This window comes from Nostoc foliaceum FACHB-393 (genome assembly GCF_014698505.1).
Taxonomy (GTDB): domain Bacteria; phylum Cyanobacteriota; class Cyanobacteriia; order Cyanobacteriales; family Nostocaceae; genus Nostoc; species Nostoc foliaceum_A.
Genome location: NZ_JACJTD010000018.1, coordinates 56010 through 78797, shown reverse-complemented (window position 1 = coordinate 78797; position 22788 = coordinate 56010). Strand labels below are relative to the sequence as shown.

At 43.2% G+C, this 22788-nt stretch carries 22 protein-coding genes and 1 pseudogene; 12 read left to right on the top strand and 11 right to left on the bottom strand.

All coding sequences use genetic code 11. The features are described 5' to 3' along the window. Nucleotides 1–170: 170 nt before the first annotated feature. The 3 genes from H6G92_RS16650 to H6G92_RS16640 all read right to left on the bottom strand — a co-directional run bounded on the left by H6G92_RS16650 (nt 171) and on the right by H6G92_RS16640 (nt 4234). On the bottom strand, nt 171–3050 hold the full coding sequence (locus tag H6G92_RS16650; RefSeq protein ID WP_190894752.1) for a pentapeptide repeat-containing protein: 2880 nt from the start codon (nt 3048–3050) through the stop codon (nt 171–173). 19 nt (nt 3051–3069) lie between these two features. Further along, nucleotides 3070–3459, bottom strand: a complete 390-nt coding sequence (locus H6G92_RS16645) for a hypothetical protein (protein ID WP_190894751.1) — start codon at nt 3457–3459, stop codon at nt 3070–3072. A 301-nt stretch (nt 3460–3760) separates the two neighbouring features. After that, a complete protein-coding gene (locus H6G92_RS16640) occupies nt 3761–4234 on the bottom strand; it encodes a hypothetical protein (RefSeq protein ID WP_190894750.1) in 474 nt (157 codons plus the stop codon). Between the two features lie 103 nt (nt 4235–4337). Between H6G92_RS16640 and tumA the strand changes: the two genes are divergently transcribed. Genes tumA through H6G92_RS39510 form a run of 3 tightly spaced genes read left to right on the top strand, consistent with a single transcriptional unit; the run spans nt 4338 to nt 4962 of the window. Beyond that, nucleotides 4338–4568, top strand: a complete 231-nt coding sequence (gene tumA / locus H6G92_RS16635; RefSeq protein ID WP_190894749.1) for an antitoxin TumA — start codon at nt 4338–4340, stop codon at nt 4566–4568. Next, nucleotides 4558–4782: a toxin TumE gene (gene tumE, locus H6G92_RS39515; RefSeq protein WP_242059167.1), complete on the top strand. Its 225-nt coding sequence runs from the start codon at nt 4558–4560 to the stop codon at nt 4780–4782. Before tumA ends, tumE begins: the two co-directional genes overlap by 11 nt. Before the next feature lie 15 nt (nt 4783–4797). After that, nucleotides 4798–4962, top strand: coding sequence for a toxin-antitoxin system TumE family protein (locus H6G92_RS39510; RefSeq protein WP_277926751.1), 165 nt, complete (start codon nt 4798–4800; stop codon nt 4960–4962). A gap of 32 nt (nt 4963–4994) precedes the next feature. Here H6G92_RS39510 and H6G92_RS16625 read toward each other — a convergent pair. Together H6G92_RS16625 and H6G92_RS16620 are read right to left on the bottom strand one after the other, a co-directional pair. Next, nucleotides 4995–5498, bottom strand: a pseudogene (locus tag H6G92_RS16625) (RidA family protein); the annotation flags it as partial. A 104-nt stretch (nt 5499–5602) separates the two neighbouring features. Then, complete coding sequence (locus H6G92_RS16620; RefSeq protein WP_069073405.1) at nt 5603–6034, bottom strand: NUDIX domain-containing protein; 432 nt, start codon at nt 6032–6034, stop codon at nt 5603–5605. A gap of 221 nt (nt 6035–6255) precedes the next feature. Between H6G92_RS16620 and malQ the strand changes: the two genes are divergently transcribed. Then, on the top strand, nt 6256–7764 hold the full coding sequence (gene malQ / locus H6G92_RS16615) for a 4-alpha-glucanotransferase (RefSeq protein ID WP_190894748.1): 1509 nt from the start codon (nt 6256–6258) through the stop codon (nt 7762–7764). A 134-nt stretch (nt 7765–7898) separates the two neighbouring features. On the opposite strand, the gene H6G92_RS16610 is transcribed toward malQ, so the two are convergent. Together H6G92_RS16610 and H6G92_RS16605 are read right to left on the bottom strand one after the other, a co-directional pair. After that, nucleotides 7899–8714 carry a helix-turn-helix domain-containing protein gene (locus H6G92_RS16610; protein ID WP_190894747.1) on the bottom strand — a complete coding sequence of 272 codons (816 nt, stop codon included), beginning with the start codon at nt 8712–8714 and terminating at the stop codon, nt 7899–7901. A 29-nt stretch (nt 8715–8743) separates the two neighbouring features. Continuing rightward, complete coding sequence (locus tag H6G92_RS16605) at nt 8744–9502, bottom strand: pseudouridine synthase (protein WP_190894746.1); 759 nt, start codon at nt 9500–9502, stop codon at nt 8744–8746. 135 nt (nt 9503–9637) lie between these two features. Here H6G92_RS16605 and H6G92_RS16600 point away from each other — a divergent pair, with 135 nt between their 5' ends. Then, nucleotides 9638–10351 (top strand): LmeA family phospholipid-binding protein, encoded by a 714-nt coding sequence (locus H6G92_RS16600; RefSeq protein ID WP_190894745.1) that lies wholly within the window; start codon nt 9638–9640, stop codon nt 10349–10351. Between the two features lie 388 nt (nt 10352–10739). Here H6G92_RS16600 and H6G92_RS16595 read toward each other — a convergent pair whose 3' ends face one another. Together H6G92_RS16595 and cbiT are read right to left on the bottom strand one after the other, a co-directional pair. After that, on the bottom strand, nt 10740–11621 hold the full coding sequence (locus tag H6G92_RS16595) for a phosphatidate cytidylyltransferase (RefSeq protein ID WP_190894744.1): 882 nt from the start codon (nt 11619–11621) through the stop codon (nt 10740–10742). Between the two features lie 121 nt (nt 11622–11742). Continuing rightward, nucleotides 11743–12345 (bottom strand): precorrin-6Y C5,15-methyltransferase subunit CbiT, encoded by a 603-nt coding sequence (cbiT, locus tag H6G92_RS16590; protein ID WP_190894743.1) that lies wholly within the window; start codon nt 12343–12345, stop codon nt 11743–11745. A gap of 94 nt (nt 12346–12439) precedes the next feature. On the opposite strand from cbiT, the gene H6G92_RS16585 reads away from it, so the two are divergent. Both H6G92_RS16585 and tatA read left to right on the top strand, forming a co-directional pair. Beyond that, nucleotides 12440–13840 carry a serine/threonine protein kinase gene (locus H6G92_RS16585; RefSeq protein WP_190894742.1) on the top strand — a complete coding sequence of 467 codons (1401 nt, stop codon included), beginning with the start codon at nt 12440–12442 and terminating at the stop codon, nt 13838–13840. A gap of 113 nt (nt 13841–13953) precedes the next feature. Beyond that, nucleotides 13954–14127 carry a twin-arginine translocase TatA/TatE family subunit gene (tatA, locus tag H6G92_RS16580; RefSeq protein ID WP_190894808.1) on the top strand — a complete coding sequence of 58 codons (174 nt, stop codon included), beginning with the start codon at nt 13954–13956 and terminating at the stop codon, nt 14125–14127. Nucleotides 14128–14196: 69 nt separating this feature from the next. Here the strand turns inward: tatA and cphA are convergent, their stop codons facing one another. Beyond that, nucleotides 14197–16902: a cyanophycin synthetase gene (gene cphA, locus H6G92_RS16575; protein ID WP_190894807.1), complete on the bottom strand. Its 2706-nt coding sequence runs from the start codon at nt 16900–16902 to the stop codon at nt 14197–14199. A 171-nt stretch (nt 16903–17073) separates the two neighbouring features. After that, nucleotides 17074–17937, bottom strand: a complete 864-nt coding sequence (locus tag H6G92_RS16570; protein WP_012412065.1) for a cyanophycinase — start codon at nt 17935–17937, stop codon at nt 17074–17076. A gap of 537 nt (nt 17938–18474) precedes the next feature. Here H6G92_RS16570 and trmD point away from each other — a divergent pair. The 5 genes from trmD to H6G92_RS16545 all read left to right on the top strand — a co-directional run bounded on the left by trmD (nt 18475) and on the right by H6G92_RS16545 (nt 22699). After that, the gene (trmD, locus tag H6G92_RS16565) at nt 18475–19188 is read left to right on the top strand and encodes a tRNA (guanosine(37)-N1)-methyltransferase TrmD (RefSeq protein WP_190894741.1); all 714 of its coding nucleotides are present in this window, start codon (nt 18475–18477) and stop codon (nt 19186–19188) included. 24 nt (nt 19189–19212) lie between these two features. Next, nucleotides 19213–19698 carry a 2-C-methyl-D-erythritol 2,4-cyclodiphosphate synthase gene (gene ispF, locus H6G92_RS16560; protein WP_190894740.1) on the top strand — a complete coding sequence of 162 codons (486 nt, stop codon included), beginning with the start codon at nt 19213–19215 and terminating at the stop codon, nt 19696–19698. 63 nt (nt 19699–19761) lie between these two features. Continuing rightward, entirely contained in the window at nt 19762–21546 is a 1785-nt protein-coding gene (locus H6G92_RS16555) for an ABC transporter substrate-binding protein (RefSeq protein ID WP_190894739.1), read from the top strand. 51 nt (nt 21547–21597) lie between these two features. Then, a complete protein-coding gene (larB, locus tag H6G92_RS16550) occupies nt 21598–22386 on the top strand; it encodes a nickel pincer cofactor biosynthesis protein LarB (protein WP_190894738.1) in 789 nt (262 codons plus the stop codon). 106 nt (nt 22387–22492) lie between these two features. After that, nucleotides 22493–22699, top strand: coding sequence for a hypothetical protein (locus tag H6G92_RS16545; protein WP_190894737.1), 207 nt, complete (start codon nt 22493–22495; stop codon nt 22697–22699). The last annotated feature ends 89 nt before the right edge of the window (nt 22700–22788 follow it).

The window sequence follows — 22788 nt, the reverse complement described above, 5'->3', positions numbered from 1 at the left end:
GGACACAGTTGTAAAAGCGATCGTTTAATATTTTTATGCGATTGAGTTGATTGCTGGTTTGGTAGGGTGCGTTAGTAGCAGCATAAAGCATCGAAAGTATCTAAAAAGGTACGTTAGGAAAATAACACAGCCTACAAATTTTGAATCTCAGTATAAGGCTAGTTGTCTAATCAAAGCTGATGTGGGTTACTTATTGGAGTCTGATCTGAATCTTGATTGAAGTTTGTTAACTCTTTACCCTCAAGAATTGTTCCTTGAAGATTCGCCCCTTCAAAATTTGCCTTTTCAAAATTTGCGTCTACAAGATTCTCCTGAACAAGATATGCCCCTTGAAGATTCGCTTCCCTGAGATCCGCGCCTTCAATATTTATCGGAAAAAAACTGGCTCTTTTAAGATTTGCTTTTATAAAATTGCTATTTTTAAGATTAACCAAAGTTAAATTTGTATTTTCAAGGTTGGCATTTTCAAGGTTGGCATTTGACAGATTGGCATTTTCAAGGTTGGCATCTGACAGATTGGCATTTGATAGATTGGCATTTGATAAATTGGCATTTGATAGATTGGCACCTCTAAGATTCGCGCCTCTAAAATTTGCATATTTGAGATTTGATTTAACAAGATTTGTCAATATCATCTCTACATCTTCAAGATTTGCTTCCTCAAAATTTGCACCACAAAAATCTTGGATATGGAGAACTGAACCTTGTAAACATAAAAAACTAAGATATTTCAAAGATAAAACATCTTCATCTAATCTTTGTCCACGAAGACGTGAAATCCATATACCAAAAGAATCAATGTAAGGGCATTGAATGTCTGATTTTTTTCTCGTTAATTGGGCACAGGCATTTAATACAGCTAATAAAGCCTCTTCTGCATTACGTGCCTGCCAGTTGTCTAGCCAAAATTCCTGTCCCCTGTTCAAAAGTTCCATTGGCATTCCATGACGTAACATGAAACTAATCAACTGACATAGTGTCTGCTGCCAGTTACTTACATCTAATAGATGCTGTAAACGAAGTTCATCTAATATGAAGTTGAACAGATATTCATCCATTGAGGATGGACAACACAAAATTGCCCAGTGCGCTAAAGCTTGTCGATCATCCCAGCCCCGATCTAGGTCATTCTTTCGTTGTTCTAGTTCGTTATGAATACGTTTAATGCCTCGCACAATGCGTCTCGCTGTGAGATATTCACCGAAACTCTTATGAGTAAATTCAAAGGTTTTATTCTCTGATCTAACTCCACTTTGCCGGAAATAAAAAGCAGCTAACAAACGAGTCAAACCTAATTTTGCACCTTCTTGAAATATGTCTAGAAGACGTTTTAAACCAATATTTTCACAATGATTTTCTATTTCTTTGACTGTTGTTGTCCTTCCATAGCCATGCCAAGAAACAAGAGCAATCTCTTCCAAAATTCGGACAAAATCTTTTTCTTCAATTCCCTGAATTGCCGGATGCTGATAACCAGTCCAGCCTCGCTCATAAACTGCTTTAAGCAGGTCTTCATAAATAGCATTTAGGTTGCTATCTTCAGAAAAGTGTACTGTACCCCGTACAAAGCTCAAAGCAACCAAATAATTCAGCAAAGGTTGGGCAGTAATTTCTGTAAGATTTCCTTGGTCTAGTTCTGATGGTAAGCCAGTATACTCGTAACCACTAGCTTTGCCATAAGATTGCCACCAAAGTTGCCGTTGATCTTGCTCTAACAACTTGTGAGCATCAATATAATTTTTCCTTTCATCTTCAGTTACAAAATAAGGCAGTATATGTAATATTTGCTGATGTAGACGAAAGTCAGCGCTATTTGCTTGCACTACTAATTCCCGACCACTGATTAATACTTGTAAACGATTTTCACGCCCATTAAAGCGATCTACTTTTTTTTGTACTTCACGAACAAAGTCTTGGGCAGTTTTTTCCGCAATTTTGCCCTGCATAGCAAGCTCATCTAAGGCATCGAAGATAATGAGTAAACGTGATTCACCCTCGTCTTGCAGTAGAGGATTATAGCGGAGAAAACCATCATCTCGCACAAATTTACCCACTGCATCAACCAAATCATCCGAGGGATCAAAATGGTGCAAAGGTATAAATAACACAGAAATTTGTCCTTTTTCTGCCTGGTTAGCGGCAAAAATTTTTGCAAAAGAAGATTTCCCACTTCCTGGGCCACCACTAATCACTCGGATGGCATCATTGCGATCGCCCTTTTCTAACCAAAGTTCCAGTTCAGTTTCTAAGTCAACAACAATCTGCTCATATTTATTATCTTCTTTCGCCTTGCGTTCAAATTCTTCATTTTTGTCAGCCTCAAGTTTACGCTGATAGTAAGCACGCAAGGGAACGTAAACTTGTTTGAGACCAAAGGCTTCTAAAAACATCGGTTCTTCAACTTGTTTTTGTAGCCATGCCAAATAGCGTCGCCATCTTTGTTCCCGTTCACTTGCTTTAGTAAAGGGGGTATCTAGCTTCTCTTTTAAACAGGCATAGTCTTGAGGATGATTTCCCCAAAGTTCATTCAGAGCATCTACAAAATAGCTAGGAAGCCGATTACTAATTGTCTCTGCTTGAGGTTGGTTAAAACCACAGTCTTCTAACCATTCTCTAAAAGGAGTTTTAATTACTTCAAAAAGGGGTAAGTCTTTGGGACGCTCAAAAAAGTTCTGATCTATAACTAACTGACTATTTTGCAATGACTTGTCTAAACGATTGCATAATACTTTAAAATCAATTTCCTTGCTTAGTAAGTCTTTATTTCCTTCCTTTTTAACCAATAAGTCTTTATTTCCCTCTACCAAGCTACGCATTGCCTGCATTAGGGAGCGGTAAATCAGCAACCATGCCACTTGTCCAGTATCTGCTCCTAGTCCAAGTGCGCCTAAAGTGTCTACCGCATCTCCAGCTAAACTGTCCCATTTACCAAAGCCAGCATCTACCGCAGCTTTGCCTAGAGATTTAAACAAATCCCTGAAATTTACCTTGATATCCTTATTCCATATAGCAACTGGCTTGCTAACTGGAATTCCAGAGGTGTTGCTCATAATATATATAGATGCTTGACTAGCAGTATTTAGATAATCTATTTAAACAAGACTTTATAAGTAATGTCACTGCAACTAAAAAGTTGTAGCCTTTTTTGTACAGCAACAACACCTTACTTAAAGTTGTCAGGCTAAAAGGCTCAACTGTCAGGCTAAAAGGCTCAATGCTGAGGTTAAAAGGCTCAACTGTCAGGCTAAAAGGCTCAATGCTGAGGCTAAAAGGCTCAACGCTGAGGTTAAAAGGCTCAATTGTCAGGCTCAAAGGCTCAATGCTGAGGCTCAAAGGCTCAACTGTCAGGTTCAAAGGCTCAACTCTGAGGCTAAAAGGCTCAATGCTGAGGCTCAAAGGCTCAACTGTCAGGTTCAAAGGCTCAACTCTGAGGCTAAAAGGCTCAACTGTCAGGCTCAAAGGCTCAAAAATGACCTGGCGATTAGAAATCGCGGCTACACAGACAAAACCCGCACTTCGACAAGCTCAGTGACCACCTGCGCGGGTTAAAAAAATCTTTATACTATTTCAATTGATGATTGCAATACATCCTTGGGTAAAGACGCGATGAATCGCGTCTCTACAAATGGTCTATTTGTCGTATTCTTTTTTTAAATTGGTATTAGATACAAAATATGATGGGGAAGCACGGGTGTACTTCCCTACGATTAACGTGTATTGCACCCAAATTTATAACTGCTGCGATTGCCTATTTTAGGCTTTAGCTAGCTGCGGCTTCGGGTTTCTTTTTCTTGAAACGGCGGCTAAACCTTCGTCCCATTTCATCAATGACTGCATCCAAACCTGTAACATCACCGCTAGCTTTGGCATAGTTGTAAATTGCCAAGGCTGCTGCATAAGCTTCACTACCAGCCGCAATACAGGTATCATCTACCAGTTCTTGCAGTTGGGTTAAAGACAACAGCACCGGATACAAGTCCTCATATATTTCCAAATCCCGGCGCATCTCTTCCAAATCAAAATAACGAGGCAAAAAGTTAGGGTTCTGTGTCGCCACTTCTAAAGCTTTACTGACAAAAGCCCGACTTTTATCTCCCATCTTAACTATGGTGCGTCGGTCTTCGGTGGTCAAATCAATCAAGAATGGTAACTTTTCTCTAATTGTAGCGATCGCTTGCATGACTGCTTCTTTATCTGCTGGGGCTAGGCTGGCACTGATGCGATTTTCTGCCATTTTTAATACTCCTCTAGGGTACTTAATTTCAGTATTCCCAAAGTTCTAGAGGCTATCGCATTTATTGAGAGATAATTAACAATGAAACTGAATGCAGAAATCAATGCGTAAACAAATCATTGAATATACATCTCCACTAGATGCGCTGATTGCCCTTACCAAACAGTTAAATACCTATGAAATAAACTACCAAATGAATTCAGAAGAATTTTTTGCTAAATATAACCAAGGCGAAACTTCTGATGATGAAGTATTTGTCGAATGGGCAGCAAACTACCAACATTATCTAGCTCTACACCAAGAAATAGAAAGCAAACTCAGAGATGTCGCGTAAAGTTATTCAAGCCTATTTAGATGAAATTGAGCAACTTTTACTCAACTGCTCTAATACATACATTGAGGAATATAGTGCAGTAATTTTAATGCCAGATAGAGCTAATCTCCGCATTAAGATACGTTTTGCTCTCAAATATTTACTGGCAGTTAGTGAAGCCTTTGTTATTGTAGATAATCAGATTACATATATCGATTACCGCTATCACTTTTAAGATGAGCAAAATAGTCTGATTTTTTGTTATGACAGTACACCACACTTTCCCAACTTGCCTAGCTTCCCGCACCATAAGCATCTTTCCGACAACGTAATTGCTTGCGAAAAGCCACATATAGCCGATGTGCTACAAGAAGTGATGGAATTTTTAGAGTCAGAACAGAACAATCAAATGTAACCGTTAAGATTTTGCTCCTTGATACGTTCCATCTAACCGCTAATTACAGCGATCGCATCAATTTCTACCAACACATCTTTAGGTAAGCGCGATACCTGCACACAAGCCCGTGCTGGGGCTGTATTTTCCGGGAAATATTTCGCATAAATGGCATTCACTGCTGCAAAATCATTCATATCAGCTAGAAATACAGTGGTCTTAACCACATCTTGGAAAGTCGCCCCCGCTGCGGTGAGGATGGCTTCAAGATTAGCTAATACCTGCTCAGTTTGCTTTTTAACATCATCAGTGTAGACGACATCACCAAGGCGGGGATCGATGGCAATTTGTCCAGCGATGAATAGAAATTGACCTGAAGCTGCGATCGCTTGATTATAAGGGCCGACTGGAGCGGGTGCGTTATCAGTATTAATTACTTTACGGGTCATAGATATTATTTTCTCTAACGATGTTTCCTGCTTACCGATTTCCGCTTCAGCAGCGATCGGTTTGTAGACTTCTCCATCTGGCATTATCGCACTAGTCAGGTCAGCATCGCGATCGCACTCGTATTAATGACTTAGGTATTGTTCTCCTCTCTTTCTTCTCTTCTCTACGAGAGGCTGCACCAACGAGACGAACCGCGTTCGCGGTTCGTCCTCTACCCCAACCTCGGACGTATCCCATAATGACGATATCGCCAATAATCGCGCAGAATGCGATCGTGGTCAAAACATAAATTACCAGGGACACGCCAAGACTCAAAAATGCCTACACCCTTAGCATCATCCCCAGCCACAGGTTCCCCCGTCGCTGTCGCTAAAAATACAATACTAATGGTATGCTGACGCGGATCGCGATTGGGATCAGAATACACCAGTAATTGCTCAACCAACTCCACCTGCAAACCCGTCTCCTCCTCAGCTTCCCGCCGGGCCGCCACTTCCACCGCTTCACCATAATCCACAAAACCACCAGGAATAGCCCAACCTAAGGGTAGATTATGTCTTTCAATTAACACTATTGGCCGATGAGGTCGATCTACTAGTTCAATGATGATATCAACTGTCGGTGCAGGATTTCGGTAAGTCATAGTTATTAGTCATTGGTCATTAGTCACTTGTACTGAGCGACTTGCCTTGAGAGAAGTCGAAAGGAGTCGAAGTATTGGTCATTAGTTAATCAACCAAAGACAAATGACAATCAAGATGAGTTTACTTGATTTACCCTGCAAATACTGTTCCGTGATAAATTCGATGCGATCACGTAGCGTGTCCATCAGATAATTGCTCCCTCTCATAATTCAGGTTAAATATGCCTTTTCCTAGATCCAGTGGCATTTTGCTGCATCCTACTTCCTTTCCCAGTCGATTCGGCGTTGGAGATTTAGGCTTAGAAGCCTATCGCTTCATCGATTTTCTTAAAGAGAGCCATCAACAATATTGGCAAGTTTTACCCTTGGGCCCCACTGGATACGGTAATTCCCCCTATATGTGCTACTCGGCAATGGCAGGAAATCCCCTGCTAATTAGCCCAGAAAAACTGCGAGATGAGGGTTTGCTAACTGAAGAAGACTTTGCTAATTTACCAGGATTTCCTGTAGAAAAGGTAGACTTCGACCAAGTTGTGCCGATTAAGATTGGGCTGCTGAAAAAAGCCTGTGAAAATTTTAGAGCAAATGCTACGGAAATCCAACAAAAAGAGTTTGCAGGTTTTTGCGATAGCAAAGCCTATTGGCTAGATAATTACGCCTTATTTATGGCGTTAAAAGATGCTAACGACAATGCAAGCTGGCACACATGGAAGCCAGAATTTGTCAAGCGTGAACCCGAAGCCTTAGCTCAGGTAGAGCGTCGGCTGAATGGGGAGATTTTTTATTACAAGTTCATCCAATTTGAGTTTTTCCGGCAGTGGTCAGACCTGAAAAGCTACGCCAACATGCGCGGTATAGACATTATCGGCGATATCCCCATCTACGTAGCTCATGATAGTGCTGATGTGTGGGCACATCCCGACATCTTTTGCTTAGATGAAGAGACTGGAGTTGCTGCCCAAATGGCCGGAGTTCCACCAGATTACTTTAGCGCCACTGGTCAATTGTGGGGTAACCCGGTTTATAACTGGGAAGAATTGCAAAAACAAGACTTTAAATGGTGGGTACAGCGCTTTGAGGCAATGCTGGATTATGTAGATATAATTCGCATTGACCACTTCCGGGGCTTCGAGGCATATTGGTCAGTAGCCAAAGGCGAAGAAACTGCCATGAATGGCAAATGGGTGGAAGCGCCTGGTGATGCTTTTTTTGAAGTGATTAGGCAGAAGTTGGGCAAGCTACCCGTCTTGGCGGAAGATTTGGGAGTAATTACACCAGAGGTAGAAGCACTGCGAGATAAGTATGAATTTCCTGGGATGAAGGTTTTACAGTTTGCCTTTGGTTCTGATCCCGGTAATCCATTTTTACCATTCAATTACCCGCGAAATGCTGTAGTTTATACCGGCACTCACGATAATGACACAACTGTAGGCTGGTTTAATTCAGCCAGCGACTACGAAAAGCAAAATCTGTTGCTTTATTTAGGTTGTATTAGTCCTGAAGGCATCCATTGGGATTTAATTCGCCTAGCTTTGAGTTCCATAGCCAACCAAACGATTATTCCCTTGCAAGATATTTTGGGATTAGGAAACGAAGCGCGGATGAATTTTCCCAGTATTGCTGAGGGTAACTGGGGGTGGCGCTATCAAGGAGCAGCTTTGACAGAAGAATTAGGCGATCGCTTGAAAGTTCTTACCAGACTTAATGGACGCGCTCCGCAAGCCCAGTGAAGAGTGGGGATATGAGGAAGGAGAGGGATCAGGGGAAGACAAGGCAGACAAGGCAGACAAGGCAGAGGGAGGAGTAAATGCCTCCTTGTCCTCCTTGTCTCGTTGTCCCCCTCATCCTCCTCATCTCCCTCATCTCAAAACTTAGGTTTAGCAGCCGCAATCCTAACTTCTTCCTCTTTCCCCGGTTCTCCCATTTCCTTAGCTTCTTCTTGATTGACGCTCATCAACACACCACCAGCATTATCAGTTTTCACTGTGAGTTGCTCTTGGGCTTTCCAAATCCGGTGAGTTCCTTCTGGCAGAATCCCCTCAAACTCGGTTTTGCCATCGGCTACTACGCGAATCCAAGATGACGCTTTCAAAGTGACACCAATCTGTACAGCCTTTCCCTGTTGGACAGCGCTAAGGGTATTGCTAACTGGTTGAACCTCCGCAGACTCTTTTAGTTGGGCTAGTGCTGGTTTAACAATGGACTTTTGCTTTATGTATGGCTGGTTTTGGCTATTACTTGCTTGTAGTACCGCATTATTTAATAACTGAGATAAGCCATTTACGGAGCATACAATTAGGAATATGTAAAGAAAGTAAAGGTGAATCGGACGTAGTTGATCAAGGGGTGAATTATTCCCCCTACCTGGAGGGTTCACTTGTGCAGAACTGATTGGAAAAGTGCCAGAAAAGTCTACTCCATTCAAGCCTAATGCATCGGCAAATTGCCTGATTAAACCCTGAATATAGACTGGTTCTGGCAGATCGTTTAAATTCCCTTCTTCGATCGCCTGCAATAATCGCCGGGGAATCCTGGTCAATACAACCACTTGCTCTAGAGATAATCCCTGTTCTTGACGCAATGCCCAAAGTTGAGCGCCCATCTCTGCCAATTTTTCGGCTCGTTGTTGCTCTAATGAAAGTGATGGCTGGTGATTATTCTTCTTTCTTAGCCATTTCATGCCTGCTGAAACTCCTTAACTCCACTGAATCAATAATTAGGTTGCGTTATCTGATCTTGCAAAAAGCGAATCTCGTGATCTTTGAGGGAACGATATTGACCCTCTTCCAACAAGGGTTCTTTGGGAGTTTGTAACTGAATTGGGCCGATAGCAGTCCGATGCAGCTTGATTACTGGGTATCCTAACTGTTGAGCTATACGGCGGATCTGGCGATTTCTTCCCTCCTGCAACACTATTTCTAAAAAGCTTTGCTCGGCTCGATGTTCTATTAGGTGTACCTTAGCGGCCCTGGTTTTTCTACCCTCCAACATCACACCTTGACGCCACATTTGCAGTACTGCTTCTGGAGGATGTCCTTTGACCAAAACACGATATGTTTTGGAAATACTGTGACGTGGATGGGTTAGTCCAAATGTCAGATTTCCGTCATTGGTAAGGATTAATGCTCCTGTAGAGTCTGCATCTAAACGCCCAACTGGGTGAATACCTGAACCCTCCCGTAATTCTTTCGGTAGTAGATCCAGGACTGTTGGTCTGCGGTGAGGGTCGTAGCAAGTCGAAACCACTCCCACTGGTTTATGTAGCAATAGATATATTAAAGCCGGACGCTGCTTTTCGGATACAGGTTTACCATCGATTGCGATCGCATCTTTTTGGGGATCAACTTTTTGACCTAAATGTGCCAACACCCCATTGATCCGCACCCGTGAGTGCCTAATCATTTCTTCGGCTTCACGACGTGAGGCGATACCCCATTGAGCGAGAATTTTTTGTAACCGTGCCTCCATGTGGAAATTGCTTATTTACTGTTAACAATTAAATGATATTTGTATTTTGTAGTGAGTATGCATAAATGTTACATTTAAGACTTAATTTAATTTATGTTCGGTTGTTGAACAAATACTCATAAACAGATTGGTTAAATGCCAGAGCAAAATTCCCAAACAACAAATGCAAATAAAATCCGCATAATTACGCAAGTACTCACAACAGCACTAAAGCTCTGGTTGAGAGCGCAAGTGAGCCAAATATCTGAATTAGAAGTGGAGATTAAAGCGAGCGATCGCCAAATCCTCTCTGGGCGTATCCCTTCGGTATCTATTTTTGCTACTCATGCCGTTTATCAAGGTCTCCTGATTACACAAATTAAATTAATAGCAGAAAATATTCGGATAAACATCGGCTCCGTACTCAACGGGAAACCTCTGCGGTTGTTAGAAACAGTACCAGTGGTTGGCGATTTGATCGTAGACGAGAAGGATCTCAATGCTTCTCTCTCATCTGACTTATTATCGACTGCTTTGAGCGATTTGCTGGTTAAGGTTTTACCAACACATTGCCCAAAGTCACAACCAATAAATTGGCAAGAAATTACCCTTGATAACAACCAAATTATACTGCGAGGTATGAGAGTAACCAATAGTGAAACAGTACCTCTAGAGATTTGTCTGGGCTTACAGTTACTCAGTGGACATGAGTTGCAACTGGCACATATAAAAATCAAGTCCAACCAGGGAGATATATCAGAGGACAATCATGAGTACAATCTGGATCTTGGCTCAGATGTCGATATTCAAGAACTAACGCTGATCCCAGGCAAGCTATTGTGTCGTGGGAGGATTAACGTTAATCCTTGAGGATTAGAAATTAAAAAATGCTAATACATTATTTTAAATCATATAGCGGCTCTCAGGGGATGAGGAAGACCAGGGGCAATACTGTTCAGTTAAGCCCGAAATCCTCTGTAGAGACGCAAAATTTTACTTCGTCCCGCTGCCCTAACGCGTCTCTAAGTGCCGAAATCAATGCCAAAAATTCTTAACCCAAGTGTATTGGGACAAGGGGACAATCCCTCGCTTGGTTTCTATCCCGCCTTGGAATAGAATTCTAAGGCTAAAGCTTAAGTTCTGGGCGGGATGTGGGTCAGTGCAATACTTTAACTGTTACAAAAATGTGGATAATGACAAGTCTTACAAGAGTTGGGACTGTTCTTCTTAGGTGTGTATTGAACTCAACTGAGAAGCTCTATAGTAGCGGCAACAGTAGTGTCACGAAATAATAAACCAAAGGAGCAGTGAAAATATAACTATCAGTACGGTCTAAAATACCACCGTGACCAGGGATTAATTGTCCAGAATCTTTGACCCCAGCATCCCGCTTGAGCATAGACTCGGTAAGATCCCCTAAAAGGCTAGCAATACCAATTAGTAAACCCAATGCTAAACCAGTCAAGGGGGATCTGGGTAAATGTAGATAATAGGCTCCTGCTATGGCTACAGCAACACTTGAAGTAATACCAAAGACAGCACCTTCTACAGTTTTTTTCGGGCTAATCTCAGAAAGACGGGTTTTCCCAAAGAATTTGCCAATAGTGTAAGCACCGATATCCGCTGCCCAAATACACAAAAAAGTCAGCAGTGTTGCTGTAAAACCTTGTGGTAAAGAAGCAGAATTTGCCTTTTCCCAGAAATCTGCCCAGGTTGTGGGCCAGTAACCTCCGAAAGCGAGATTGCTAAAAGCAGTACTATCAATTGCTCGTAATCGCACCCAGTAACTCGGCAAATAACCTACGTAAAATAGCCCCATAATAGAAGCGGAAACATCAGCAATCGTGGCAAATTTGGGCTGAAACAGCAGGTAAAAACAAATAAGTGTGCCAGCAATTGGCATCACAGCGTCAGCTAAACTGCCATCAAGGGTACAAATTGCCAGCAAAACTTGGCTGACAACCATAGTCGTTTTAGCGGCCGGAGCGATGCCTCTGGCTCGCACCAAATTAAAATATTCCTGTTGACCCAAAAAGATGATAACCGCAAAGATGATGGTAAAGTACCAACCCCCCAAAAGGGTTGCAGAAAGAGCAAGAGCGATCGCAACAATTCCACTAATAATCCGAGACCAAGGCATAGAAGTATTTGGGATTGGGTACTGGGGATTGGGTATTGGGTACTGGGGATTGGGTACTGGGTATTAGGTATTTGGAAAACTTTTTCCTAGTTCCTAGCCCCTAGTCCCCAGCCCCCAGTCCCTAGTCCAGTTTCTCACCACTGAGGATAAAAATGGGATCAACGGCGGTAAAGGTTTGAGAAAAGCCACGCGTCTCTAAGCGGTTAACCGCAGACTGAACGACTTCGATATTTCTAGCCCTTAACAGAGAAAAACTCTGGGAAATAGCATACAGACTTTCTAGATTAGCAGCTGTGGCTACAACCCGACCGGATGGGGGTAAATAATGCCAAGCTGCTTGCAGAATTTCCTGAATGGGGCGTCCTCCTTCGATACAAACACGGTGAGGGGTGACCTTAAGATCGTGTAAACACTCTGGGGCGCTACCTTCAATTACTTCGACATTTTTAACCTCAAAGCGATCGCAGTTACGCTTGATCAGATTAGCTACTTCTTCATCCCTTTCTATAGCAATAATCTTTCCGTTTGGACACAATAGCCCCACTTCTACCGGAATTGTCCCCGTCCCTGCGCCAATGTCCCACAAAACAGAATCTGATTTTAGTCGCAGTTGGGCAATCAATAGTAGTCTGACTTCTCGCTGGCTCAGGGGAATTCCTGGCAAATGTTCAAACAATTCATCGGGAATACCAGGGGTAATATAAGGCCAAAGTTGGGAGGGCATAGAATTACGCAATTATACTAAAGATATCGATTTGCCAAATTGAAAAGCTCTAAGCTCTAAAAACTTTTCAAACGTAGCATTATAAGAAACCATAATGATTGGCGAAATATTAGGTGAGCGCTATGAAGTTCAGCAGCTACTAGGAAAAAAAGCAGGGCGGCGAACTTTGTTAGCTCGTGACTTGCAAACTCAGGAATTAGTCGTTATCAAGCTACTCTCTTTTGGCGGTGATTTTGAATGGGATGATTTAAAGCTGTTTGAGCGAGAAGCCGAAACCTTAAAAAACCTAGCACACCCCTTAATTCCTCGCTATTTAAACTATTTTGAGGTCAATTTACCAACCATCAAAGGTTTTGCCCTGGTACAAACTTATATCCCAGCAAAAACTTTAGAGCAATACTTACAAACTGGGCGAACTTTTACAGAAGCTGAAGTCAAACAGATAGCCAAAGCGCTTTTAGAGATTCTTATTTACCTACATGAGCTACATCCGCCTGTAATTCACCGTGATATTAAGCCTAGCAATATTTTATTAGGGGAGCGTTCTGGTAATAGTGTTGGTCAAGTTTATTTGGTAGATTTTGGCTCAGTGCAGACTGTCCTCGCCACCGAAACTGGAACAAGAACTGTGGTAGGAACCTATGGCTATATGCCACCAGAGCAATTTGGTGGACGCACTGTTGCAGCCTCTGACCTTTATAGTTTAGGCGCAACCTTAATTTATTTAATGACGGGTAATCACCCAGCTGATTTACCGCAAAAGGATTTTCGCATTCAGTTTGAACAAGCGGCTAATGTAAGTCCCAGCTTTAGTAATTGGCTAAAGTGGATGATTGAACCAAGTTTAGAACGGCGTTTGAGTTCTGCGACCGAAGCGATCGCAGCTTTAGAGAAACCACAGTCGAAATTACCTATTTTGGTTGTTAGCAAACCAGATGGGAGTAAGATTCAACTAACCAAAAATTGGGATTCTCTAGAAATTATCGTTCCACCAGCTGGTTTTGATGCATCAATAGTACTCACAGGTTTATTTGCGATCGTCTGGAATTCATTTATCCTGTTTTGGACAATTGGCGCTCTCTCGGCCCCTTTTCCTGCCAACATCCCCTTTGCCTTGTTCTCACTTCCTTTTTGGGGTGCTGGCTTTATGATGGTGTATAAATTTTTCTTTAATTTGTTTGGACGCATCTGCTTACGCCTGAATCCAAAACAAATTGCCCTAAGCTGGGAGTTGTTTCGTTGGAAATTTGAGCGTCCCCGGCCATCGCCAAGGCAAAGTGTTAATAAGTTGGTTTACATTCCAAAGCACTTTACTAAAGACTCTGAAGGCACTAGAGTTGCCGTTCCAGCACAATTATATATTTGCTCAGGAGTACAAAAATATCAGATTGGTGGAAACGATGGTGGCATTAAATCCGAAGTAGAACTGGAATGGTTAGCTCATGAATTAAGTGACTGGTTAGGTTTACCAATCACCAATCCAATGGGAAGTTAGTTCAGCAAGCGATCGCTCAAGAGGGTCGAGCGCTTCGCTTATCAATGGCGAACTCATCAGATTTGAGCCATCAATGTCTATATTTAATTAAAGGAGCCTTAGAGGAAATTTATATGTTTGGACTGGGATGGCCAGAAATAGCTGTAATTACCATAGTCGCTGTTCTAATTTTTGGCCCAAAAAAAATTCCCGAACTGGGAACCGCACTGGGCAAAACCCTACGAGGGTTTAAGGAGGAGATGAAAACTCCCAGTGACGAAACCAATTCGGAACAAGAAAAACAGTAATTAAAGTAGTCAGAATACAAAAGGCAGGAGGAGGCAGTACGTTGGAGAGCCAGCGCGGTCTTCTCCTGACTACAGCAAGGTATTAACAACAGAAGAAGGTGCTATTCCATTTTGGGAATCGATGACAGTTGTGCCGGAATTTTGTTGGTGTGTCTCTTCCTTGGCTAAACCACGCAGCTTAATTAACTTAATAGCCCGACTCACACTTTCTGGCAAAATTACCACCAGACTGTTATCAGGAGCCATGTCTAAGCCTTTATTTATCGCTTGAGTTTCATCCAGAATTGATTCATAGCGGCTGTCAGGCTTAACCTCGGTGATGCCTTGAATAATCAACTGGGCGGCTGAACCTCGTGCCCGTCCCCGTGTGTCATCGTCTTCTTTGACGATGATATAATCAAAAATTTGTGCTGCTAATTTGCCCAAAGTAACAAAGTCTTCATCACGGCGATCGCCTGGGCCACCAATTACGCCAATCCGTTGTCCTGTAGTCCAGTTCCGAACAAAGGAACCTACAGCTTCGTAACTGGCTGCGTTGTGAGCATAGTCCACCAAAGCGTGGTAGTTGCCTAAATTAAATAAATTCATCCGTCCTGGCGTTTGACTAACTGAAGCCCGGAAAGTCTTCAAACCAGCACGAATCTGCTCAATTGTGACGTTTTGCACGAATGCTGCCAAACTTGCAGCTAAAGCGTTGGCAATCATAAACGGTGCACGTCCGCCCATTGTTAAAGGTATATTTTCTGCTCTTTCTATGCGGTGTGTCCAATCACCTTTAACAATTGACAAATAGCCATTTTCATATACTGCCGCGACTCCACCCTTTTGGATGTGCTTCCGCACCAATTCCGAGTCGGGGTTCATTGTGAAGTAAGCAATATTAGCCTTAGTTTTTTCTGACATGGCGGCGACGCGGCGATCGTCGGCGTTCAATACCGCGTAGCCATCCGGGTATACGGCTTCCGCTACTACGCTCTTGAGGTTAGCTAACTGCTCAATAGTATCTATATCGCCAATTCCCAAATGGTCGGAGGCTACATTCAATACCACCCCCACATTTGCTGCTACAAAGCCTAATCCAGAGCGGAGAATGCCACCGCGAGCCGTTTCTAGTACCGCTACCTCTACTGTGGGATCTTGAAGGATGACGTGGGCACTTTGGGGGCCTGTGTTATCACCAGCTTCTACTAAATAATCACCGATGTATGTCCCATCAGTTGTAGTATATCCTACTACTTTCCCAGTCTGTTTATAAATATGTGCTAGTAGTCGGGTAGTAGTGGTTTTGCCATTAGTACCCGTAATGCTGAGGATCGGTATTTGGCTAGATTGCTCGTTGGGAAACAACATATCCATTACTGCGCCGGCGACGTTGCGGGGGATACCAACGCTTGGGGCAACGTGCATTCGGAAGCCGGGAGCGGCGTTAACTTCCACAATCACGCCATCAACTTCCCGCAGTGGACGGCTAATATCCGTGGTGACGATATCGAGTCCGGCGATATCCAAACCGATAATCTTAACTACCCGTTGTGCTAACCAAAGATTTTCTGGGTGAATTTCATCGGTACGGTCTACAGCGCTACCACCTGTACTTAAGTTGGCTGTTGCTCGGAGATAACAAATAGTACCCTTGGGTGGCACGCTATTTAGGGTATAGCCTTGCCTTTCTAGCAGCTGGTAGCTGGTGCGGTCTAGTTCAATCTTGGTCAGGACGTTATCATGTCCTTCACCACGATTTGGGTCAAGGTTTGTTTCTTCAATTAATTCGGCAATAGTGGATCTGCCATTACCAATCACATGAGCAGGAACGCGTTCGGCAACTGCTACTACTTTGCCATTTACAACTAGTACCCTGTGGTCGCGCCCTACATAATATCTTTCGACAATAATTGACCGGGAAACCTGTCTGGCAGCTTCGTATCCGGCTTCAGCTTCTTCCCAAGTTCTGATATCAATAGTGATCCCACGTCCGTGATTGCCATCCAGTGGCTTGATCACGATGGGATAGCCGCCAACGTATTCAATGGCTTGTTCTAAATCGTCTAAGAAGTTGATCACTGTACCTCTGGGTACTGGCGCACCAGCGGCGGCGAGGATGCGTTTAGTGGCTTCTTTATCACAAGCTAATTCTACGCCCAGAATGCTGGTGTTATCAGTCATTGTGGCCTGCATCCGCTTCTGATTCACGCCGTAGCCTAGCTGAATCAAAAAGCGGGCTTCCAGAGACATCCAGGGAATACCTCTTTTTTCTGCTTCTTTGACGATCGCTTCAGTAGAAGGCCCTAAGGATGCATCGCGAACAAAGTCTTTCAGGTCTTGGATATCTTGCTCTAGTTCTGCCTTGGGATAACGGCCTCGATCAACGATACTCTGACACAGCCGCACTGCTGCTCGTCCAGCGTAGCGTCCCGCTTCCTCATTCTGATACTCGATTACTACTTGGTAAATTCCGGGTGTGGCAGTTTCGCGGGTGCGACCAAAGCCGACATGCATACCAGCTAATTCCTGGAGTTCAAGGGCTACGTGTTCCACGATATGGCCGATCATAGTGCCTTCTTTGACTCGCATCAAAAAACCACCACGACAGCCAGGCGAACAATAATGGCCCTCCAGACTCGGCAGCGCCTCAACTAATCCTTCATAAAAGCCAGGGATTTCATTCGAGGGCGTCTCGGCAAGGGTTTCTAAATCGAGGCGCATGACGATCAGCTTGTGGCGTCGAATGCTCCAATAGTTTGGGCCGCGTAAGGTCTGGATCTTGAGGATTCTCATGGGAATAGGTAGATGGAGATTCGGAACCAAAATTCTAGTTTCTTACTGGAATTGACCGCTAAACTGTTCATTGCAAACAGTTTTTTCTTTTTACATGGTATTCTTATCATTTTTCTACGGTAAGAAATAAATGTGCGGTCAACTCAGTGTAACCTCAGATACTCTATCCCGTCAGCTGGAGATTCGGTGTACAGCAGGCAATACAGTCCGCTGGTACAAGTGAAAGCGATCGCCGTAGCTGAGGATATGGAGACGTAAATTATGCACTGTTAATGGTTCATTAGCACCGACATGGGGTTCGTTGGTGTGGGTGGCTTCAGTGGGATCAACAATGGTGACACTGCCTTTACCCATAACTTGTAGCCAACCATCACGTTCAAATACTGCACAAGTATCTTCGTCAATGCCAATACCTAAGCGATCGGGGTGAGCTGCGATCGCACTAATTAGCCGCCCCATCCGATTACGGTTGTGAAAGTGTTGGTCAACGATTACTTCAGGAATAAATCCCAAACCCGTTGCCATATCGACTAGGGAACGATTTGGCGACTCTCCACTACCGCCGCCAGCAATCATGTGATGCCCCATTACTGCCGCTCCTGCACTGGTGCCTGCTAGTGTAAGTTGCCCCGCCCTCACCCGCTGCCGAATAATTTCCATTGCTGGTGTATCTGCCAATACGCCACAAAGACGCAGCTGGTCTCCTCCTGTCAAAAATACCCCACTACAGGCTTCTAAGGATGCTTTGATCTGGGAGGCTTCACACTGTTCTCGTTCGCGGATGTCTAAAATCTCTACCTTCTGAGCACCCATTTCTTCAAAAATGCGAATATACCGACCACCGATGATGGCGGGTTCGCGAGAGGCAGATGGAATAATTGTAATATAAGCCTTACTAGCACCGGCACGTCCAAAAAAAGTTCGTAGGATTTCGCGCCCATGAACTTTATCTTCTGCGCCTCCGATAACCAGAACGGCTGTTTTAGTTGCTTGGGGTGTCCTCATTTCTAGCGATTTAGCTTGTAATTGCGGCATTTTGTTTCTCCTGTCAACAACTTCAGGTGAATTTAACAAGGATCAGTTGCCTGATGATTTTTGCGCTTTGCTTCTTTGAGAGGACACTTTTTGGAAGTTTGGAACTGAGTCAGCCACTCTCCAAATTCTCGCTTAACGCTCGCGTTGCCTCAGTCTAAACGTGTTCGTTCCCATTTCTCAAAGCCAGGGCCTTGTTTTTCACCTGTCCACTTGCAGCAGGGCAAAATAGTCTTTAGGGGGCTAGATTCCCCCTCTGGGGCTGGGGACGAGCAGGTAAGACTACGCTTTTTTCTGAGGCTGGCTCGATGCATCCTGGAAGTTGTTAACTTGATATGATTATTAATTTAAATGTAGTTGTGACAACATTTAAACATAAATTAAGTAATTAGAAAAACTTTTGATCCCATCTAAAATCCAAGAGGTCTGGTAGTCTTAGATACTATTGATAAAGTTTAACTGGAGTTTGACTCGACCTTGGCTTGGCGATGTTTGCTAGACATCCAAATTTAAGATTAGTGTCCTCGAATACGAATAACTGTGCGCTTTGATATAGTTACACTTTTTCCTGACTGTTTTAACTCTGTTCTCAATTCGGGGTTACTGGGTAAAGCCTTAGCCAAACAGATTGCCGAAGTGCATCTGGTTAACCCACGGGACTTTACCACTGACAAGCACCGAAAGGTAGATGATGAACCCTACGGTGGCGGCGTAGGGATGCTAATGAAGCCAGAACCGATTTTTAGCGCTGTGGAATCGCTGCCGATTCTACCCCGAAGAGAAATAATTTTGATGAGTCCACAGGGTCAAACAATTAATCAACCTCTTTTGAAAGAATTGGCGACAAATTATGACCAGTTAGTAGTTATTTGTGGGCATTACGAAGGAGTGGATGAGAGGGTGCTGCATTTGGTAACTCGTGAAGTATCTTTAGGCGATTTTATTCTGACTGGCGGAGAAATTCCAGCAATGGCTTTGATTAATGGCGTAGTGCGGCTAATACCAGGAACCGTAGCCAAAACTGAGTCCCTCACCGCAGAAAGTTTTGAGGAAGGGTTGTTGGACTATCCCCAATATACTCGTCCTGCCAATTTTCGCGGTTTGAAAGTGCCTGATGTCTTGCTTTCTGGAAATCACGCAGCGATCGCCCGGTGGCGTTACGAACAACAAATCCAAAAAACCCGCGATCGCCGCCCTGATCTCCTGGAAAAATTGGACAAGGGGACAAGGGGACGAGGGGACGAGGAAGAATAACTAATGCCCAATAATAAATAACAAATGACTAAAATTCGTATTGGTAACGGCTACGATATTCATCAACTGGTGAGCGATCGCGCTTTGATTTTAGGTGGAATTCAAATTCCCCATGAATTGGGTTTATTAGGTCATAGTGACGCTGATGTGCTTACCCACGCGATTATGGATGCCATGCTTGGGGCATTATCTTTGGGGGATATTGGTTACTATTTTCCGCCTAGCGATCCCCAATGGGCGGGAGCAGATAGTTTAGTACTATTAACTCAAGTACATCAACTAATTCGGGATCAAGGCTGGCAGGTGGGAAATATTGACTCGGTGGTAGTAGCAGAACGTCCAAAATTAAAACCGCATATTCACAACATGCGCGACAAACTAGCGGCGGTTTTAAAATTAGAACCAAATCAAATTGGCATCAAAGCTACCACTAACGAAAAATTAGGCCCTGTTGGACGCGAAGAAGGTATATGTGCTTATGCTGTTGTCTTGCTAGTTGCTTCAGAATAACTTTTCTTTTAGCCCCTGAAAAAGATATTCAAGACTGATTAGGATGGAAATCAATTTGAAATTATGAAATTTTTTAGAAAAATATTTCTGGCAATGAAACATTTTTGGTTGCCAATAATTTTGACTTCAGCAACAGCGCTTACACTTACCGCCTGCAACCCAGCTAACTTCAAAAGCACAGCTGCTCAAGTGCCGCAATTGGTAAGTGCCATTCTCAGTGATCCCAAAACTTTTAATTATCCTCTCAGTCAGGAGTCTCCAAATGTTTTTCCTCTGATTTATGAAGGATTAACTACAGAAAACCCCATAACTGGGAAAATCGAACCTTCTTTAGCGGAATCTTGGGAAATTTCTGATGACAAATTGCGATTTGTTTTTACCCTACGCCAGGGATTGAAATGGTCTGATGGGCAGCCTTTAACAGCAGATGATGTAGTATTTACCTTCAACGATATTTATCTTAACGAAGCGATTCCCACGGACGCTAGAGATGTGCTACGAATTGGTGAAAGTAGGGCATTGCCAAAGGTACGAAAAATCGATGCTCGACGGATTGAATTCACAACTCCAGAACCATTTGCGCCATTCTTGGGAACTTTAGGGCTGCCAATTCTACCTGCTCATACCCTAAAACCATCTATAAAGACAAAAGACCAAGAGGGTAAGCCAATATTTTTGTCAAAATGGGGCGTTGATACTCCTCCAGATCAAATTATTGTTAATGGCCCTTACAAGCTAGAGCGCTATAACACAAGTCAGCGTGTAGTGTTCAGGCGCAATCCCTACTATTGGCGCAAAGGGCCAAAAGGAGAATCCCAACCTTATATTGAAAGGATTGTGTGGCAAATTGTGGAATCAACAGATACTTCCTTGCTGCAATTTCGTTCTGGCGGGTTAGATACTGTAGGAGTCTCACCAGATTACTTTTCTTTACTAAAGGTGCAAGAAGAACAGGGGAATTTTAAAATTTTTAATGGTGGCCCAGCAACAGGTACGACGTTTGTTTTCTTTAATTTAAATAAAGGTAAAAGGGATGGAAAACCCCTGGTTGATCCAATAAAATCGCGTTGGTTTAATACTGTAGAATTTCGGCAGGCAGTAGCCTATGCGATTGATCGGCAAACAATGATTAATAACACTTTTCGTGGTTTGGGTAAACCACAAAATTCACCTATTTCCGTGCAAAGTCCTTATTATCTGTCGCCTGAAGAAGGTCTAAAAGTTTATAACTACAATACACAAAAGGCGAAGGAACTGCTACTAAAAGCAGGATTCAAATATAACGACAAAAACCAATTAATAGATGCTCAAGGAAACCGCGTCCGCTTCTCATTGCTTACCAATGCTGGTAACAAAATCCGCGAAGCAATTGGTTCGCAGATTAAACAAGACCTGAGTAAAATTGGTATTCAAGTTGATTTCACTCCTCTGGCATGGAATACTTACACAGATAAGCTTTCAAATTCATTAGATTGGGAAGTTTCTATGCTGGGTCTGACTGGTGGTTTAGAACCAAATGATGGAGCTAATGTCTGGTCTCCCGAAGGTGGATTACATATGTTTAATCAAAAACCCCAAGCAGGACAAAAGCCAATTGAAGGTTGGGAAGTGGCTCCTTGGGAAGCAGAAATTGCTAAGTTATATATTCAAGGGGCAAGGGAATTAGACCCAGCAAAGCGGAAAGAAATTTATGCTGAAACCCAAAGGATTACCCAAGAAAATTTGCCATTTATTTATCTAGTTAATCCTTTATCAATGTCAGCAGTACGTAATCGCTTTGAAGGTATCCAATACTCTGCATTGGGTGGCGCATTCTGGAACATTCATGAAATCAAAATAACGGATTAGTCATTAGTTATTAGTCAGTAGTTAGTGATAAGAATAAAGGATAAAGGACTAATGACAGATGAAAAAACATTGCGATCGCTCCTCGAAGCGGTTGCTAATGGTAAAGTTACGCCAGATACGGCATTAGACTCACTCAAAAACTTAACTTATGAATCTGTGGGTGAATTTGCCAAAATTGACCACCATCGCCAGCTAAGAACTGGTTTCCCAGAAGTGATTTGGGGCCCTGGTAAGACACCCGATCAAATTGCTCAAATTATGGAGGTGATGCGCCTCCGCAACCCGGTGGTGATGGCGACTCGCATTGAACCAGCAGTTTATGAGGCACTGCAATCAAAAGTTAGCGATTTACGATATTACCAATCGGCGCGAATTTGTGCGATCGCTCCCCCTATCATCGAACCACAATTCCAGGGTGAAATTGGCATTCTTTCTGCTGGTACGGCCGATTTAGCCGTTGCTGAAGAAGCTGCTGTGACTGCTGAACTTTCTGGTTTTCAGGTAAAGCGCCTCTGGGATGTTGGCGTTGCTGGGATTCACCGCTTATTAAGTAACCGCCACCTGATTGAGTCCGCATCGGTGTTAATTGTCGTGGCGGGGATGGAAGGCGCTTTACCCAGCGTTGTCGCGGGTTTAGCGAGTTGTCCTGTAATTGCCGTACCCACCAGCATCGGTTATGGCGCAAGTTTTGGCGGTTTAGCACCTTTATTAACAATGCTTAACTCTTGTGCTGCGGGAGTAGGCGTAGTAAATATCGATAATGGTTTTGGCGCAGCAGTTTTGGCGGGGCAAATTTTGCGAACTGCCGAGAAATTGCGGTTGGCATCGGCTGTATCTTGAGTTAAGACATTAAGGTTATACCCAATATTTCAGTACATTATCAGTAATTTATGTAACAAATAATCTGATACTGAAATTTGCCACCCCAACCTTTTAATCACCAAATATGAGCCATTACAGCGATTTTATCTCTCGGTTATATTGGCATTTGCCTGTAAATTTGACAGCACTAGCACAAACAATTACTGATCCAGACTTGATGGGTCAGATGCAAAAATCTTGGAACCACTTTATACAAACAGGTCAAGTGTGGGCATTGTTGATTGGTTTAGTCATTGGCTATATGATTCGGAATCTAACTAGCTACGGTTAAATTTAAAAGTTAGGAGTTGAAAGTGAGGAGTGAGAAGTTAGGAGTCAGAAACTCATAACTTCTCACTCTTAACTCTTAACCCTCCCCCA

What these genes read in the sequence shown, in the direction of transcription:
- H6G92_RS16640 (WP_190894750.1), bottom strand. Translation starts at nt 4,234, where the DNA reads ATGGCAGAAAATCGCATCAGTGCCAGCCTAGCCCCAGCAGATAAAGAA.
- H6G92_RS16570 (WP_012412065.1), bottom strand. Translation starts at nt 17,937, where the DNA reads ATGCCGCAATTACAAGCTAAATCGCTAGAAATGAGGACACCCCAAGCA.
- cbiT (WP_190894743.1), bottom strand. Translation starts at nt 12,345, where the DNA reads ATGCCCTCCCAACTTTGGCCTTATATTACCCCTGGTATTCCCGATGAA.
- larB (WP_190894738.1), top strand. Translation starts at nt 21,598, where the DNA reads ATGACAGATGAAAAAACATTGCGATCGCTCCTCGAAGCGGTTGCTAAT.
- H6G92_RS16620 (WP_069073405.1), bottom strand. Translation starts at nt 6,034, where the DNA reads ATGACTTACCGAAATCCTGCACCGACAGTTGATATCATCATTGAACTA.
- tumE (WP_242059167.1), top strand. Translation starts at nt 4,558, where the DNA reads ATGTCGCGTAAAGTTATTCAAGCCTATTTAGATGAAATTGAGCAACTT.
- cphA (WP_190894807.1), bottom strand. Translation starts at nt 16,902, where the DNA reads ATGAGAATCCTCAAGATCCAGACCTTACGCGGCCCAAACTATTGGAGC.
- tumA (WP_190894749.1), top strand. Translation starts at nt 4,338, where the DNA reads ATGCGTAAACAAATCATTGAATATACATCTCCACTAGATGCGCTGATT.
- H6G92_RS16650 (WP_190894752.1), bottom strand. Translation starts at nt 3,050, where the DNA reads ATGAGCAACACCTCTGGAATTCCAGTTAGCAAGCCAGTTGCTATATGG.
- ispF (WP_190894740.1), top strand. Translation starts at nt 19,213, where the DNA reads ATGACTAAAATTCGTATTGGTAACGGCTACGATATTCATCAACTGGTG.
- H6G92_RS16545 (WP_190894737.1), top strand. Translation starts at nt 22,493, where the DNA reads ATGAGCCATTACAGCGATTTTATCTCTCGGTTATATTGGCATTTGCCT.
- H6G92_RS16585 (WP_190894742.1), top strand. Translation starts at nt 12,440, where the DNA reads ATGATTGGCGAAATATTAGGTGAGCGCTATGAAGTTCAGCAGCTACTA.
- H6G92_RS16610 (WP_190894747.1), bottom strand. Translation starts at nt 8,714, where the DNA reads ATGAAATGGCTAAGAAAGAAGAATAATCACCAGCCATCACTTTCATTA.
- H6G92_RS16595 (WP_190894744.1), bottom strand. Translation starts at nt 11,621, where the DNA reads ATGCCTTGGTCTCGGATTATTAGTGGAATTGTTGCGATCGCTCTTGCT.
- tatA (WP_190894808.1), top strand. Translation starts at nt 13,954, where the DNA reads ATGTTTGGACTGGGATGGCCAGAAATAGCTGTAATTACCATAGTCGCT.
- malQ (WP_190894748.1), top strand. Translation starts at nt 6,256, where the DNA reads ATGCCTTTTCCTAGATCCAGTGGCATTTTGCTGCATCCTACTTCCTTT.
- H6G92_RS16555 (WP_190894739.1), top strand. Translation starts at nt 19,762, where the DNA reads ATGAAATTTTTTAGAAAAATATTTCTGGCAATGAAACATTTTTGGTTG.
- H6G92_RS16605 (WP_190894746.1), bottom strand. Translation starts at nt 9,502, where the DNA reads ATGGAGGCACGGTTACAAAAAATTCTCGCTCAATGGGGTATCGCCTCA.
- H6G92_RS16600 (WP_190894745.1), top strand. Translation starts at nt 9,638, where the DNA reads ATGCCAGAGCAAAATTCCCAAACAACAAATGCAAATAAAATCCGCATA.